The organism is Sporosarcina sp. FSL K6-1508, assembly GCF_038007465.1.
GTDB lineage: Bacteria > Bacillota > Bacilli > Bacillales_A > Planococcaceae > Sporosarcina > Sporosarcina psychrophila_B.
The window spans coordinates 3,501,437-3,518,453 of record NZ_JBBOXF010000001.1; the positions used below are offsets into that span (position 1 = coordinate 3,501,437).

Annotated in this window: 13 protein-coding genes; 5 read left to right on the forward strand and 8 right to left on the reverse strand. The window is 39.7% G+C overall.

Annotated elements, in window-relative coordinates:
• Positions 1–185 precede the first annotated feature (185 nt).
• Complete coding sequence (gene ilvA, locus MKZ11_RS17735; protein WP_445327054.1) at positions 186–1,460, forward strand: threonine ammonia-lyase IlvA; 1,275 nt, start codon at positions 186–188, stop codon at positions 1,458–1,460.
• A gap of 97 nt (positions 1,461–1,557) precedes the next feature.
• On the opposite strand, the gene ypfJ is transcribed toward ilvA, so the two are convergent.
• The 3 genes from ypfJ to dacB form a co-directional block, all read right to left on the reverse strand.
• Complete coding sequence (gene ypfJ / locus MKZ11_RS17740; RefSeq protein ID WP_340795687.1) at positions 1,558–2,406, reverse strand: KPN_02809 family neutral zinc metallopeptidase; 849 nt, start codon at positions 2,404–2,406, stop codon at positions 1,558–1,560.
• A 247-nt stretch (positions 2,407–2,653) separates the two neighbouring features.
• Complete coding sequence (locus MKZ11_RS17745; protein ID WP_340795688.1) at positions 2,654–3,520, reverse strand: mechanosensitive ion channel family protein; 867 nt, start codon at positions 3,518–3,520, stop codon at positions 2,654–2,656.
• 358 nt (positions 3,521–3,878) lie between these two features.
• A complete protein-coding gene (dacB, locus tag MKZ11_RS17750; RefSeq protein ID WP_340795689.1) occupies positions 3,879–5,366 on the reverse strand; it encodes a D-alanyl-D-alanine carboxypeptidase/D-alanyl-D-alanine endopeptidase in 1,488 nt (495 codons plus the stop codon).
• Positions 5,367–5,505: 139 nt separating this feature from the next.
• On the opposite strand from dacB, the gene selD reads away from it, so the two are divergent.
• The 4 genes from selD to MKZ11_RS17770 all read left to right on the forward strand — a co-directional run bounded on the left by selD (position 5,506) and on the right by MKZ11_RS17770 (position 10,978).
• On the forward strand, positions 5,506–6,555 hold the full coding sequence (gene selD / locus MKZ11_RS17755) for a selenide, water dikinase SelD (protein ID WP_340795690.1): 1,050 nt from the start codon (positions 5,506–5,508) through the stop codon (positions 6,553–6,555).
• Between the two features lie 32 nt (positions 6,556–6,587).
• Positions 6,588–7,637: a tRNA 2-selenouridine(34) synthase MnmH gene (mnmH, locus tag MKZ11_RS17760; RefSeq protein WP_340795691.1), complete on the forward strand. Its 1,050-nt coding sequence runs from the start codon at positions 6,588–6,590 to the stop codon at positions 7,635–7,637.
• Between the two features lie 456 nt (positions 7,638–8,093).
• The gene (locus MKZ11_RS17765; RefSeq protein WP_340795692.1) at positions 8,094–9,593 is read left to right on the forward strand and encodes a catalase; all 1,500 of its coding nucleotides are present in this window, start codon (positions 8,094–8,096) and stop codon (positions 9,591–9,593) included.
• A gap of 359 nt (positions 9,594–9,952) precedes the next feature.
• On the forward strand, positions 9,953–10,978 hold the full coding sequence (locus tag MKZ11_RS17770; protein ID WP_340795693.1) for a hypothetical protein: 1,026 nt from the start codon (positions 9,953–9,955) through the stop codon (positions 10,976–10,978).
• 615 nt (positions 10,979–11,593) lie between these two features.
• Here the strand turns inward: MKZ11_RS17770 and MKZ11_RS17775 are convergent.
• From MKZ11_RS17775 to MKZ11_RS17795, 5 genes are all read right to left on the reverse strand, one after another.
• A complete protein-coding gene (locus MKZ11_RS17775; RefSeq protein ID WP_340795694.1) occupies positions 11,594–11,830 on the reverse strand; it encodes a hypothetical protein in 237 nt (78 codons plus the stop codon).
• 216 nt (positions 11,831–12,046) lie between these two features.
• Positions 12,047–12,820 (reverse strand): Cof-type HAD-IIB family hydrolase, encoded by a 774-nt coding sequence (locus tag MKZ11_RS17780; RefSeq protein WP_340795695.1) that lies wholly within the window; start codon positions 12,818–12,820, stop codon positions 12,047–12,049.
• Positions 12,821–13,131: 311 nt separating this feature from the next.
• Complete coding sequence (gene cyoE, locus MKZ11_RS17785; protein WP_340795696.1) at positions 13,132–14,073, reverse strand: heme o synthase; 942 nt, start codon at positions 14,071–14,073, stop codon at positions 13,132–13,134.
• Between the two features lie 207 nt (positions 14,074–14,280).
• Positions 14,281–15,285, reverse strand: coding sequence for an ABC transporter substrate-binding protein (locus tag MKZ11_RS17790; RefSeq protein WP_340795697.1), 1,005 nt, complete (start codon positions 15,283–15,285; stop codon positions 14,281–14,283).
• A gap of 563 nt (positions 15,286–15,848) precedes the next feature.
• Entirely contained in the window at positions 15,849–16,853 is a 1,005-nt protein-coding gene (locus tag MKZ11_RS17795; protein WP_340795698.1) for an aliphatic sulfonate ABC transporter substrate-binding protein, read from the reverse strand.
• Positions 16,854–17,017 lie beyond the last annotated feature (164 nt).

The following is a 17,017-nucleotide window of genomic DNA, read 5'->3' on the forward strand; positions in this document are numbered from 1 at the left end:
GACGTACTACTATGAAAGCTTAAGAAACGAGAGTAGGTAATGTGAGATGACAGTCCTATCCCTCTCGATAATGCAATTTGCCATAGCTTTTCTTCTATTCACACATAATTACAAACATTCACATGTTTAATCAGCCCATTCATGTTAGTATAGGAAAATGATCAAATAAAACGGAGGGTGTTGAGATTACTGTGAATGTAACAAAGACGGAAGCAACTGGAATCCAAGTCGGGGACATATTGATTGCAAATCAATTATTAAAAGATGTGGTCGCGCATACCCCTCTGCAAAAAAATGAACGGTTATCAGAAAAATATGGTTGTCGAGTCTATGTAAAACGGGAAGACTTGCAACATGTTCGTTCCTTTAAATTACGGGGTGCCTATTATAAAATTAAAACAATCGAAACTGCTGCCCTTAAAAAGGGCGTTGTTTGTGCCAGTGCGGGGAATCATGCGCAAGGAGTTGCTTATGCATGCGCTCATCTAGGAATTGATGCGAAGATATTCATGCCGCAGACAACTCCTAAACAAAAAGTTAATCAGGTGAAAATGTTTGGTCGGGACAATGTAAAAATTATTTTAGTAGGCGATACATTTGACGATTCATCTGCTTCAGCAAACGAATGTGCATTGGATGAAGATAGAATCTTCATCCACCCTTTTGACGATCATGATATCATTGCCGGACAAGGGACGGTCGCAGTGGAAATCATGAATGACATTGAAGAACCTGTTGATTTTGTATTTGCCAGTATTGGGGGCGGTGGCCTTATGTCTGGTTTAAGCACTTACATTAAAAGTTTGTCACCCCATACGCGTATGATTGGAGTAGAACCCGAAGGTGCAGCAAGTATGCAAGCGGCGTTAACGAATAATGAAGTGACAACCTTGCATACAATCGATAAATTTGTAGATGGTGCAGCCGTTCAAAGTGCGGGCCAACACACCTTTGAAATTTGCCGCAAATACCTTGAAGATATTGTTCTAGTTCCAGAGGGTAAAGTATGTACGTCCATTTTAGATTTGTACAACGAACATGCGATTGTTGTAGAACCTGCGGGCGCATTATCTATTGCTGCCTTGGACTTTTATAAGGATGAAATTAAAGGAAAGTCGGTCGTCTGTGTGATAAGCGGCGGAAATAACGATATCGGCCGCATGCAAGAAATTAAAGAGAAATCATTAATTTATGAAGGGCTTCTTTATTACTTCATTGTCAACTTTCCGCAGCGCGCTGGTGCTTTACGTCAATTCTTGGATGAAGTTCTTGGACCTGATGATGATATCACTACGTTTGAATATACTAAGAAAAACAACAAGGAAAGCGGCCCCGGACTTGTTGGCATTGAAATAAAGAGAAAGTCAGACTACGAAGGACTTATTCAGCGAATGCATCATTGCGGTTTCTCGTTTAAAGAAGTTAACAATGATAGTACGTTATTTGAGTTACTTATCTAACTTCCTTTCTCACAAAAAATCTTGCCCATGGCGATTATGCCCTAAGCAAGATTTTTTTTGTTTTACGGAGGAAGTCCTTGTCAACTCCCTGTTTCTTTTACAATCCACTTGCTTTAAATGTATCTCCCCCCTCAATGGTTCCGTTTTCAAATCCTTTAGTAAACCAGCGCTTCCTTTGTTCAGAAGTCCCATGAGTAAAGCTGTCGGGGACAATATACCCTTGGGCTTGTTCCTGAATGCGGTCATCACCTACAGCACTCGCTGCTGTAATGGCTTCATCAAGATCACCTTCTTCAAGGTAATTCATGTCCTTCTGATGCCTTGCCCACACGCCAGCAAAATAATCCGCCTGTAATTCAAGGCGCACCGAATATTTATTAAACTCTTCTGTGCTCAGTTTTGTGCGAAGAGCATTCACTTGCTCATTGATGCCTAAAAGGGTTTGTACATGATGTCCTACCTCATGCGCCACAACATAGGCCATCGCAAAATCACCAGGAGCTTGGAACTTGTCTTGAAGTTCCTGATAAAAACTTAAATCAATATAAAGTTTGTGATCGCCTGGACAATAAAACGGGCCAACAGATGACCCTGCTGCTCCACACGCGGATTGAACGCTATCTGTATATAGCACGAGAATTGGTTCCTCGTATTCCAAGCCCTGTTCACGAAACAATTTTGTCCAAACAACTTCGGTATCTGCAAGAACTACTGACACAAATTCAGCGAGTTCTTTTTCCTCGGCCGTTTCTTCATAAGGAACCGAAGTGTCCAGTTCTGTACCTTGTAAGCCACCCAAAATTTCGCCCGGATCGCCTCCAAGAAAGGTCATAATAAGTATAAGAATTAAGCCGCCAATTCCACCTCCAGCTAATGCTATACCCCCTTTTCCCTTACCTCTTCGATCTTCAACATTAGAACTTCCTTTTCTGCCTTTATACTCCATTCAATTTCCTCCTAACAACTGAATTGTGCATTGGATACTCAGATTGTACCTGTGTGTTTCCTGCTATACCCCGAATGACTGGAAAGTAATTATTTTGATCAGGAACTATTATGATTCTATTTAAATTAATAAAAAAAACACCGCGTATGCGATGTCAATTTAAGAGCTACTATTACCTCAGTAAGATTTCAACACGTACGGTCTTCATTACTTAAAAAAGGTGCAAAAGTACATAGCCTTCTCAACTTTAATACCCTTTATTAATCAATTGCTCCGCCATTTTAACTTTATGAGCATAGAGTTTTTGAGCCAATACTTCTTTGGCTTCCAAAGAGGCGACTAAATAATCTGTATCATTGACAGTGGCGACGATTGAAAATTTATAACCGAATGGACTTGTGTCAAGGGAATGTAAGCCATATACCTTATACATCTCCACGTATTCACCCGTTGAATTATCCATCTTCAAATAGGCTAATTGTTTTGTGTTTAGCTCATCGCAAACTTCTTGCAACAATACTCGAACAATTCCAGGATCTTGATTGAATGAAACAATAAGACTTTCAAAAATTCTTCTTTTTTCAACAGATCCATTAACCATTTTTCTAATTTCTCCATTGGAAATGGTCAATAACTTACCGTTTATCAACCGAATTTTGACAATCCTAAACCCTAATTCCTCAACCGTTCCGCCTTCAAGTTCCCCGTTGACGTTTATAAAGTCTCCTCGTTTAATGGTTCCTTCAAAAATAATGAAAACACCGCTTATTAGATCATTAATCAGTTTTTGGGCACCGAACCCAATAACAGCCGCGATGATCCCCCCCGCTACAATGACTTCTTTCAAATCAACCACAAACGGCTTAATCGCTGCGATTAGAATAATGATGGCAAATATGTACCTGGAAGTGTTTTTTACAACACTTTCAATTGTTTCTTTCTTCTTCTCTTCTAATAGAGTTGTTCGCTTGAATAGTTGTTGCATGATTTTTCTGAATACCACTATAAGTAAATAGGTGAAAATAATTGTTAACGTTAATGAAACAAAATACGTTCGAACATCCGAAAAATCAATAGCTATAAAATGCTTTATTGAATCCGATAAAATATTCATAATAATCAAGGTCCTTTTCTTCACTTACTAGATTTTTTCTTTCAGTTTATCATACTTTATGATTTTTACATCCTTCTTTTTTACATAAAAAAAGCCCTAAGCACTGATGCTTAATGAATTACTCCTTACATAGGAAATCATGAAATTCTCAACCTACGATAACCATCAAAAGGTGATGAACCAGGTCCAGACTTCAGCACTTCTGAACAGGTGTTCTTTATATAAGTTCTTGTAAATGTCCTGTAAAGTTATATACCTTTCTTGCCTTTTTATTTAGGTACATGTTTTTATCGGCTTCGGTATATAATTTCCCAGTAAAAAACAAGCATCAAATTCATCTCTGCTTGTTTTTTTACTATTATTTTATTGTTGAATTAGTTATAGCAGTAGCAATACGATCAAGGACAGGGAGCGTACTAGACTTATGATCCTGCGTCAAGACACTGAAAATGAGCGTTTCCCCATCTTTTGTTTGCGCATATCCTGCCAATGCACTGACATTTGTCAAGCTTCCCGTTTTCGCTATGACATTGCCTTTAGCAGTTCCTGTTTTCATGCGGCTTCTCAATGTCCCTCCGATAAGACGGTCTGTCGCACCGGCAACCGGCAATCCTTGGACAAACGATCCATACCAAGGTGCTGTCCTCACTTGGTATAATAACTCCGTGAGTTGTGAAGATGTCACTTTATTCGCATGTGACATACCAGATGCATCTTCAAATAACCATTCGTCCACTTGCAATCCGACTGATCCTGCATAGTCACGCATCACCTGTAAACCGGCAGTCCAGCTGCCTTCTCCATACTTCTTTTTCCCCATAGCTTTCGCCAACACTTCTGCATGTGAGTTATTACTTAATTTCAAAAAAGGTCTCATCAAACTTTTTAATGGCATAGAATTCTTGGAAACAAGAACTTTGGAATCTGCTAGCGTTTTCCCGCGTAACACTTTAGATGTAGGAATAATTTTTATCCCTTTAGCTATTAATGACTTTTTGAAAATATCTAAGGCATAGGCAGTTGGGTTGGAAACAGTGATCCACTCCTTCTTCCCCGCAGATCCAATGGGGGCATTTCCAGTGACGATAATCTTATTTGTTCCGTATTGACGTTCAATTTTCAAGGTGTTTTTAGATCCTTTGGGAACTGTTGTGGATCGATTGACAACTTGAACGACATTCGTTTCTGGCGTCAGTGTCACTTTTGCTGCCCTACCGCGCGCAGCTGGCTTTGCATCTACAATAACTGTTCCCGCATCGTAATCCGTATTCGGAGATACAGTCAATGCTGAAATCTGCGCTGCGTAGTAATACGATTCATCATTTCTATCAATCCCTGGTGACAAACGGATTGTATCGAACCAAGTGTCATCACCAACTAAATTTCCTGAGATCCGTTTGATTCCGAGAGCAGATAATTTCGAAGCAAAATCTTCAAAGTCTCTTTTCAAAAGCGTAGGATCGCCTGTCCCACGCAGGTATAGATTTCCGTTTAATGTCCCATTCGTTACTTTCCCGTTTGTTAATACATCTGTCGTGAATCGATAATTTTCTCCAAGTGTCTCAAGTGCTGCCGCGGCTGTAAGTATTTTCAACGTAGATGCGGGTGTAATTCCTTTATCCCCTTCTTTTTGATAAACAACTTCTCCAGTTGAAGCCTTCCGCACAGTTATACTACTGGAGGCGGCTTGCATTCTGCTATCTGCCATAATCACATTGATAGTGTTCTCCAAACCTTCGTACGAAGCAGCTGCAGACACGGTGGAATGTCCCTGAACCGGTGTAATAAGCATTCCGACGAACAATAATACAGAGAGTAATGATACTGCTATTCTTTTTTGAATCAAACCTTGTACCCCCTCAAAATTTACACGAACTATGAATATTCTACCATAAGAAATAGATTGCAAGTACCTACTAGAACAAGTTTAATTCGCCCATGTGTTAAGATTATAAATAGACGTGCAATCGAAAGGTGGAATTATAATGGAGAAAACTGAAGCAGTAAAATTGACTTCCCTCACAACAAAAGGCGGTTGCGGCTGTAAAATCGGACCCGCAGATTTGGCAGAGGTATTACGTAGCCTACCACCTGCCACTCCCAGCCCAAACTTACTCGTCGGTCTTGACACGAGTGATGATGCAGGAGTTTATAAACTGACTGATGAAATAGCAATGGTACAGACGCTTGACTTTTTTACACCGATTGTTGACGATCCTTACGATTTCGGTCAAATTGCTGCAACAAATGCAATCAGTGACATCTATGCAATGGGAGGAACGCCGATTACAGCGCTAAACATCGTCGCCTTCCCAATCGCATCATTGGATAAAAAAATTCTAGGGGAAATTCTCCGTGGTTCTGGTGATAAATTAAAAGAAGCGGGTGTTACGCTTGTCGGTGGACATTCGATTGATGACCAAGAACCAAAATTCGGTCTCGCAGTTACGGGCATTGTCCATCCTGAAAAAGTACGCACAAATGCCGGCGCAAAACCCGGTGATAAACTGCTTTTAACAAAACCGATCGGTGTCGGCATTTACACAACTTCGTTGAAAAATGGTTTATTATCTGAAGATGAGATTGTCTATGTTACAAAAATTATGACCACACTCAATAAAACAGCAGCAGAAACAATGGCCACTTACGATATTCATGCGGCGACAGATGTAACTGGCTTCGGACTGCTCGGACATGCATCTGAAATAGCAAAAGCAAGTGACGTGGGCATTCGTATCATTGCAGACCAAGTACCGGTTTTACCTCGTACAAAAGAACTGGCAGACGCCGGCAAAGTGCCAGGCGGTACAAAAAACAATTTTGCACATGTAGCAGACGTCGTCACATATCCGGATACAATGGACCAAACGGCTCGTTGGATATTATGTGATGCAGTGACATCAGGCGGCCTTCTTATTGCGGTGGCAGAAAAACAAGCGGAAGCACTTTTGGATGAACTTCAACAAAAAGGTGTAGACGCACGGGTAATCGGCGAAGTTACTAAAGAAAACAAAGGACGCATCATTGTAGAGTAAGATAGCGTGAACTTTGGCGGAAGGTGAAAAGCATGTTTCGAGATTTACCATTAGACGATATATTTGCATTACAACAAACAGGTCCACATACGTTCATTGATGTCCGCTCCCCTAAAGAATTCAATGAATCGACAATTCCAGGTAGCATCAATATACCTGTTTTTAATGATCAGGAGCGCGCCGAAATCGGCACCCTTTATAAACAAGTCGGACAAGAAATTGCTAAGGAAAGAGGACTTGAAATCTTTTCGAAGAAGTTGCCCGACTTCATTCATGAATTCAAACAGATTGAAACGCCAATGACAGTGTTTTGCTGGCGTGGTGGTATGCGCAGTAAAACCGCAGCTACCGTTCTTGACTTAATGGGTATTCATACTACTCGATTGAGTGGCGGAATTCGTACATTCCGGCAATGGGTCGTTCACGAATTGGAAAAAGAAGAATTTCCGCCAAATTTCATCGTTTTGAATGGTTTTACAGGTACAGGAAAGACAGAGATTTTGAAGCGGTTAGCATCCCAAGGCTATCCCGTCATCGATTTTGAAAATATCGCCGGACATCGTGGCTCTATTTTCGGTCAAATTGGGCGTGATCCCAGCAATCAAAAGAAATTCGATTCTTTACTTATCCATGAACTAATACGTTTAAAAAATGAGCCTTATGTGTTTATTGAAGGTGAAAGTAGACGAATTGGAAAAGTAAGTTTGCCACAATTTCTTTATGACAAAAAGGAAATTGGCCTGCAAATTATTCTTCACTTACCTGTTGAAGAACGGGTCAAAATTGTTCTAGCGGATTATGAACCGTGGAATAAACCCGAAAGTTTCAAAGAGGCATTTCAATTAATTCAAAAACGGCTACATACCCCAGTCGCAAAGCAGATTGAAACCCACTTAGAAAACGGTGAATATGGAGCAGCAACTGAGTTGTTGCTTGTACATTATTACGACCCGAGGTATGAACATTCCAGTACTCAAAATAATGATTCGCAAAAAGTGGATATTGAGGCGAACAATTTGGATGACGCCTATCAAAAAGTTCTTCAAACAATCGAGCGTATCAAACCTCTCTCTTTATCATAAAAACTGACTGCCCGAACAACCGACGTTATTATCGGCTACTCGGGCATTTTTTATTGCACATTACTTAAAATTAAAGAATTACACAACATTTTAACATAATCTTTTAAATATTTTAAATTATACTGACTTTTTTGTTATTCAAAGTTACTATAGTAGAGAAAGGTATTGTCCGAATTTTTTCTCGACTTCGTTTGATAATGATGTACGTTAAGATTTATGCATCTTAAACACTATAATAAAGAGGCCCAATCTATTTTTAATTGAGAATACTTGCATAAAAATATTTACTATCCGATTTTTAAAAATCATATTCATATAAGACTATTAAATTTTCGCGAAGAGGAAACAGCCTTTATCACATATTTATTTTTTATGAAACTATATTAGTAGTCAAACAGCTTCTTTTTTAGTATTATTATTATGTAGTAATTAAAACAATCTAAGGAGTGACTTTAATTGACAGAAAAAGACAACAAAAGAAAGTTAACAACCGCCGCTGGTGCACCAGTTGTGGATAATCAGAATTCAATGACAGCTGGTCCTAGAGGTCCGATTTTATTACAAGATGCTTGGCTTTTGGAAAAGTTATCGCATTTTAATCGTGAAGTAATTCCTGAGCGACGCATGCACGCAAAAGGATCCGGTGCTTATGGCACATTTACAGTAACACATGACATTACTCAATATACAAAAGCAAAAGTCTTCTCCGAAATTGGCAAAAAGACAGATATGTTCGTTCGTTTCTCAACAGTTGCCGGTGAACGTGGCGGAGCTGACGCAGAACGTGACATTCGTGGATATTCAATGCGTTTCTATACAGAGGAAGGAAACTGGGATCTTGTCGGGAATAACACACCTGTATTCTTTTTCAGAGACCCAATGCAATTCCCTGACTTAAACCATGCCGTTAAACGCGATCCCCGTACAAATATGCGCAGCGCAAATAACAACTGGGATTTCTGGACTTCTCTTCCTGAGGCGCTTCACCAAGTGACAATCGTTATGAGTGACCGCGGTCTTCCAAATTCATACAGAAACATGCATGGCTTCGGAAGCCATACGTTCAGCATGATTAATGCTCAAAACGAGCGTGTATGGGTGAAATTCCACCTTCGTTCACAACAAGGCATTGAAAACTTGACTGATTTGGAAGCAGCAGCACTTGTTGGAGTTGACAGAGAAAGCCACCAAAGGGATCTATATGAAAATATTGAAAACGGCAACTTCCCTAAATGGAAAATGTATATTCAAGTCATGACAGAAGAACAAGCTAATAATATGCCATACAACCCATTTGACCTGACAAAAGTATGGTATAAAAAAGACTTCCCTCTAATTGAAGTTGGAGAGTACGAACTGAACCGTAATCCTGAAAACTATTTCGCCGAAGTAGAACAGGCTGCATTTACACCTGCAAACGTTGTTCCTGGCATCAGTTTCTCGCCAGACAAAATGCTACAAGGCCGTCTCTTCTCATATGGCGATGCACAACGGTACCGTTTAGGCGTGAACCATCATCAAATTCCGGTCAATCAACCGAAATGCCCTGTCCACAGTTTCCACCGTGACGGTGCAATGAGAACCGATGGCAACATGGGCAGCACGATTCATTATGAGCCGAACAGCTATGGTGAGTGGCAAGAACAACCAAAATTTAAAGACCCGGCACTTGATATTTTCGGTGCAGCAGACCAATGGAATTTCAGAGAAGATGACGATAATTACTTCGAGCAACCTGGTAAACTCTTCAATTTAATGAACCCGGAACAACAACAAGTTTTATTTGAAAATACGGGACGTAATATGAACGGTGTAGAAAAACATATCCAGCTTCGTCATATTGTACATTGTTACAAAGCGGATCCTGCTTATGGACAAGGTGTAGCCGGCGCGCTTGGTATTCCTTGGAGCGAAGTTGAAGCTGTAATTGGATCAGAAGAAAAAGTATTGAATTAAGAAAATTGCACGGGAGTCTAGGCGTGAATTCCCTTGTTATAGTGTATTTGCATTAAAGATAATATAATTCCCCGGCTAACAAAAAAGCGATTCAACCCCAAAGCTGAGTTGATGATTCTATTCAATACCGCTTGTAACGGGAGGCTGTCCCCTTTAAGACGCCTACGCTCAGTTCATATGCCATATTTAAAAATTAATTCTAGGTAGTGTGTCTTTCTAGGTATCTTCTAAAAGAACTCACTTTTTTCAGTTGATCATAAAGGTTTTAATCACAACTTTGATATGATACTACTGACTTTTCTACAAACCACAGGTAGAATAGAAAGTGTATTTAGAATATATAATAGGAGGAAATATAGATGTCTATTACTTTTACAGCAAAAGAAGAGTTTCTTACGTTTCATGATCCCATGCAAGACGGTAAACTAATTGACCGCAAAACTGAAATTCGAATGGACCCACTCACAGGCGAAACATCTCGGATTATTTTCGACCCGGGTGCCCCCTTTACGTCAACAGATTATTCAGAACTCGCAAAAGAAACTGACGGTGGTAAATGTCCATTCTGTCCTGAAAACGTACACTCTTTCACTCCTAAATTTCCGAATGATTTAATTGAAGATGGCAGGCTCATTCAAGGGGAAGCTGTCCTTTTTCCAAACCTCTTTCCTTACAGTAAGCATAACGCGGTGGTCCGAATGTGTGATCAACATTACGTAAAACTGGATGAATTCACAGCACCAGTGATTGCCAATTCTTTTTCCGCTGCGCATAACTATTTGAATAAAGTTATCGCTCAGGATCCCGAAACAGCGTACGCATCCATCAACTGGAATTATCTCCCCCCTTCTGGAGGCAGTATTTTGCACCCACATATTCACGTATTAGCCTCTGAAATGCCGACTAACTATCAATTAACAACATTGGCATTCAGCGAGCAGTTCCACATGGAAACGGGAAGTAACTATTATGATTCATTAATAGAAAGTGAACGTGAAATCGATGAACGCTTTATCGCGACAGTAGGTTCCATCGACTGGATTCATGCTTTTGCACCAAAAAGTCATACAGATTTTATAGGGATTCTAGATGCATCCTCTTTGGATGAATTGGATGATACCAATTGGCAGGACCTCGCAAACAGTCTTACACGGTTTTTCCTCTATTTTAAATCAATCGGTATCGCAAGCTTTAACCTAGGCTTATTTATCCCTATAACTAAAAATAAAGCTGATCGGGTTCATGTTAGAATTGTTCCCCGCCTAACAATTGGTGTGCTCCAAACAAGTGATATGAACGTTTTCAACTTCTTACACGGTGAACCGCTGTGTATGAAAGTGCCAGAACAGACTACAAAAGAAGTAGTTGGGTATCTTAAAAAATAAAATAGGGCCGTAATGAAACGAAAGAAGAGTCCTATCAGTTTGCAATCGACTGATGGGACTCTTCTTCATTCTATTGGAAATATTGTACTCTAGGAAATACTAGCAATTACATTTATATTGAACGATTCGAATTCACTAGATATGTTGAATTAAAGAATCCCATTGAATCTGCTGTGGTGCTCAATAATGAAAGAGTTGTAATTGGGGGTGTGGATTGTAGACCGCTTGGCGCTTTGGGGATGCCTCCCGCCACAAGCCTGGATTAGCGCTTCGCATCCAGTCTTACGGCTTCGGCGACCCCTTTGCCGCGCCTGGGCTAGGGTGTAGATTATCAGGAATAATGTGATTTTAAGATGTATATGCCAAGACTATAAGGTGATTACTAGTTGACACTAATTATATTCAAGAAAGATGCACTCCCGGTTGCAGATTTCATCGCAACTAATGAAATGCTCTTTCTCACATGGACCATCCCGCGAAGGTGCGACTTCGTGGTAGCCGGAGCGATAAGACTGAAAGTGATCTCCTTTCTGGCTTATCGCGGGAGGCATCCACAAAGCGTCGAAGCGGTATTAGCAGGAACTCTAATTCATTCCTCATGTGTTGGGACATTCGTTAATCACCTTCGCTCGATTTATGGCACTCCAGGTTATAGGTCTCATCCCCGAAAATGAAATGCGCTTTCTCAAATGGACCATCCAGCGAAGGCGCGACTTCGTGGTAGCCGGAGCGATAAAAGAGCAAGGAGGGATGCAGCTCAATCCCTCCCAAGTGGTCTCCTTTCTGGCTTATCTCGGGGGGCACCCACAAAGCGTCGATAGCGGTAATAGCAGAATTTCTGATTCTATCCATTGTAAAACGCCTGTGCCATATTCATTTGTTCAACATATATAGTAGCTATTTTACTTTACCTAATCTTCGCTATTCTATATTATGATTCACACTCAAACGCTAAAAACCCTTCGAACTCCTCTATTAATTGGAGGGAATGATAGAATGTCATTCAATACCGCTTCAGCGCTTAGGGATGTTTTCGCTCAATTTATAGCTATATTTTTTAATATACAGTTAAATAACCCCGTACATTTTTAATGCAAATTCGATTCCGTCTTCACTTGACTTTTTAGTTACGAAATCCGCAACCTTTTTCAAGTTTTCATTGCCATTCCCCATAGCTACACCAAGTCCAACTAACTCCAACATGTCTATGTCATTCTCTCCATCGCCAAACGCAATAGCCTCCGATTTATCAATATCGAAGTACTGTAAAACTTTTATGATAGCTAAAGATTTAGATACTTCTTCTTGTAATATATTCAACACAAAAGGATGCCATCTTTTAAATGTTAAATGCGGAAATTTTTTAATATACTTCTCAACCGTTTTGTTAGCTGCATACAAACACATTAAGTATACCTCTTGGTCATAAATCAGTTGATTTATTGCAGGATAATCATTCAAGGACAAGGTTTCCTTCAATGCTTTTAAAATTTCAGTATCTTTCACACCATTCATGCTGAAATCTTCGGTGAAGAACGACAAACCTTGATTCTCTGCTGACGCAAATTCAAAGACTTCTTTAATAACATTCTTATCCATTAACACTTTATGAACGACCTTTTGACCGTGCTTCACATACGCTCCATTCGCCGTGATAAAAGTATCGATTCCCAATTCCCTTATTTCCTGGCACATAGATAACGGTCTTCCTGTTGCCGCTACTACCCTTATTCCTTTGTTTATTAATACTTTTATTGCTTCCTTCGTACTAGGTGAAATACTACCACTTTCATGGTGCGTAAGAGTTCCGTCAACATCAAAAAACACAATTTTGTAATCCATAAAAATCCCCTTCAGAAAAATTAGATGAAAAATGATTACAGCTAAACATCGTTCAAAAATAATTCTTACATAAGACAAACCTGATTTTATGTAAGCGAACAACTTTCCAGACTAGAGAATTATTTCCACATCCTATTACTATAAACGTACACATCAGTTCACGCAATACACCGTTAGTATTTCTGTAAAAGCAAAAGAAGCGTATAAAAAAAGCCAATTTCTTAATGAACAAGAAATTGACTTTTTTGATTTAAATTCATTTAGCATACAGTACTTCCTAAATATTGGTTACACCTTATACTTTCACAAGCTTAATTAAATACGGGCAATGTAACTAGAATCATCAGTGTAAACAAGATAGCTACATAATTAACGGAACACATAAACATCAGGTGAGCCCACTTCTGATCATTTTTCGTGAAAAAGCCGCCTATACTTGCAACCAGCCATCCGACGTTCATCAGCGTGGCAATGACAACAAACACTATACCAAGTGATCCTAAAAAGAATGGTAATGGAAGTAAACATGCTACGTAGATAACCATTTGACGTTTAGTGAAATTAAATCCGTGAACAACTGGAAGCATCGCAACTTTTGCAAGACTGTATTCTTCCACTTTCTTTATGGCGATAGCGAACGTATGTGGCATTTGCCAAATGAACAGGATAAGCGTAAGTACGATTGGAACGATATGATAACCGGGCGCAATTGCAGCCCATCCGATTAAGGGCGTCACCGCACCTGATACACTGCCAATGACTGTATTCAACGTATATCTACGTTTTGACCACATCGTGTACAAGATAACATACGTAAACCAACCAATGAATGCATAGATGGCAGCTTCCATTGTTGTAAATGCGAGTAGTACTAAACCTACTACAGATAATGTGATTCCTAATCTTAAGACAAATTTCAGTGAAAAGTGTCCAGTGACCGTCGGACGATTTTTAGTCCGCTCCATTACTGTATCAATGTCAACATCGTACCAGTTATTCAGAATAAGTGCGCCGGCCATAACAAGTGTACTTCCGGAAATTGTTAACAAAAAAACATCCCAATTTGCTAAAAAAGTTGTATTCGTAAAAAAGAGTGCTAACCAAAATCCTGTAAGGACCGGCAGTACATTTGAGATTAAGACTATTGCCTTAAATAGGGATTTAAGATCTGCAAATAGCGTGGACAGATTTTGTTTTTTCGATACAGTTTTTCCATCTACCTTCTCCCATGAAGGATCCATTACTTTAGTCATCAATTCGTCTCTCCTCAAAAAAGCCAGGTGCTTTTCCAATGTAGTGGATTCGCAATTTGTTCAGTGACTGGCATTGTTAACTCCATTTTACTCTTAGTCTTCAAGTAAGACAAAGGAAAGCTTTGTGACATTTTGAAAACTACAAGAAAAAAGGATTGGAATCATCAATATGATGTTTCCAATCCTGCTAAAATAAGCAACGGTATATTATTTTCCTTCTATTGACTTCAACTGATCCAATTGAATTAAGCCTTCAATATCGCTACTCGGGACATAACCCGCTTCCTTACTAATATCAGCCATCTCCTGAATCACTTCTTCATTGACAGAAGTAGTTACTATCAGGCGATTAAATGCGAATTCGAGTTCAGCTTTGTCAATCTCTTTTCCCGTTAATTCTTTGATGTGCTTACTAACAAGTATTTGACTTTCTTCAGGATTTTGCTCAATAAACTCAACTGCTTTTACATGAGCTGTTAAGTAAGCAATCAACAATTTTTCATCTTCCAAAAACTTCTTAGTTGCTGCGACCACGGTATTTGTCGATTCTTTCCCCCATGCGAATGATTCCCAGTCCAACAAAAGCTTACCATTTGCCTGTGTTTCCAGAATATAGCCCCAAGGTTCCGGTATTGCAGCAGCATCTAGAGACTTTTGAAAAAATAGCGTTGCTGTATCAGCTGGTGCTGTGGCAAACATCTCTACTGTCCCTCCATTTGCCGTAGGTTTAAGACCAACATCTTTTAGCGCTTTACGCAACATAATGTCTTGAGTACCCCCAATTCCAGGTATCGCAACTTTCTTTCCGTCCAGATCAGAAAGCCCTTTAATAGTACTATGTTTACTAGCAACAAGGACTGCTCCGCCATTCACAGCACCTGAAATAATATAGTAGTTAGGTTCTTTTACGTAAAAATTCAGTATAGGACCTGGGCCAACTGTTCCCACATCAATGGATTTAGTAGCCATTGCTTCCATGAACAAGCCTCCGTTACTGACGGTCTTTGTGTTGATTTTAATATCTTTGCCAAACGCTTCAGTAAAATAACCATTCTCCAACGCAACGATTGTAGCGATATGTGTTAAGTTCGGGAAATAACCAATGTTCACAACTTTACTGCCTTTTACTCCTTGTTCTGCTTTAGCGCATGCAGAACAAATACTCAATACAACTAAGGAAATAAGCGCAAGTACGAAAAAATTACGTTTCATCCTTTTCTCTCCCCATCTGTTTCTATAAATAAGCCCTTAACTTATTCCCTATTTATTCTGTACACTGCGCTCCAGTCGCAAAAAGACTAGATATCCATGATTGTATCAATGACGCCAATGATGATCATTGCTTATTACCTGTGTTGATTAACCAAAGTTAATCAGTAAATAACTGCTTATTTTTGTGATAAAACACTAGATGCCCAATGTACAGGTACTTTCTGATCGCTTTGGACTAAACGACTACTGCACCCTTAACAGGATTTCTTGTTACGTTGGGTTGATAAACGTTTGTCCGTCGCTCTCCAAATATAAAGATATTGTGATCATTTCGTACAAAGCGTGCTGTAAATGTACAAGTGCAAATGTAGACTTACCTGTTTTTCTTACCGGAGCTTTATGTAAGAAGATAGTTAATCAACAGACGTCATTACTTATATCACTAAATACATTTTCCCGTGTGATCTTCACTATACTAGGAGATATCCGACTATTAACGTACATCATGAAATTGGAAACATCAATATGATGTTTCCAATCCTCCTAAAAGAAGCAGCGGTATATTATTTACCTTCTATTGACTTCAACTGATCCAATTGAATTAAGCCTTCAATATCGCTACTCGGGACATAACCCGCTTCCTTACTAATATCAGCCATTTCCTGAATCACTTCCTCATTAACAGATGTTGTCACTTTCAGGCGCTTAAATGCGGCTTCGAGTTCAGTTTTGTCAATCTCTTTTCCTGTTAATTCTTTGATGTGCTTAATAACAAGATTTTGGCTTTCCTCAGGATTCTGTTCAATAAACGCAACTGCTTTTACATGTGCTGTTAAATAAGCATTCACAAGTTCTTCATCTTCCAAAAACTTCTTACTTGCTGCAACAACTGTATTCGTCGATTCTTTCCCCCATGCGAATGATTCCCAGTCTAACAACAATTGACCGTTCGCTTGTGTTTCCAAAATATAGCCCCATGGTTCTTGTGTTGCTGCAGCATCAACAGATTTTTGAACAAAGAGCGTTGCTGTGTCAGCTGGTGCTGCGGCAAACATTTCGACTGTTCCGCCATTTGACGTCGGCTTTAGGCCCACATCTTTCAGTGCCTTACGCAACATAACGTCTTGGGTACTCCCTATTACAGGAATCGCAACTTTCTTTCCGTCTAATTCAGCAAGTTCTTTAATAGTACTATGCTCACTCGCAACAAGGACTGCTCCGCCGTTTACAGCGCCTGAAATAATATGGTAGTTGGGATCTTTTACGTAGAAGTTCAGTAATGGACCGGGCCCTACTGTTCCCACATCAATAGATTTAGTCACCATTGCCTCCATAAACAGGCCGCCGTTACTAACGGTTTTTGTGTTGATTTTAATATCTTCCCCAAATGCTTCAGTGAAATAACCTTTCTCTAGCGCTACGATTGTAGCGATATGCGTTAAATTCGGGAAATAACCTATGTTCACTTCTTTACTGTCTTGTGCGCCTTTTTCTGTCTTTCCACAGCCAGATACAATTGCCAATGCAGCAATAGAAATAACCCCAAGTATGAACAAATTACGTTTCATTCTGTTCTCTCCCTTTTTTTGTCTAGTCTCCAGTAGCCAGGCGTTAAGCCACGATGCAGGTCATGCAGTAGGAGGGATTGAACTTCATCCCTCCTTTTTGCGACATGGATGTCGCGCACTTAGACTGACGTCCTTGGTTTCACCTTATGCCCACCACGTCTTAG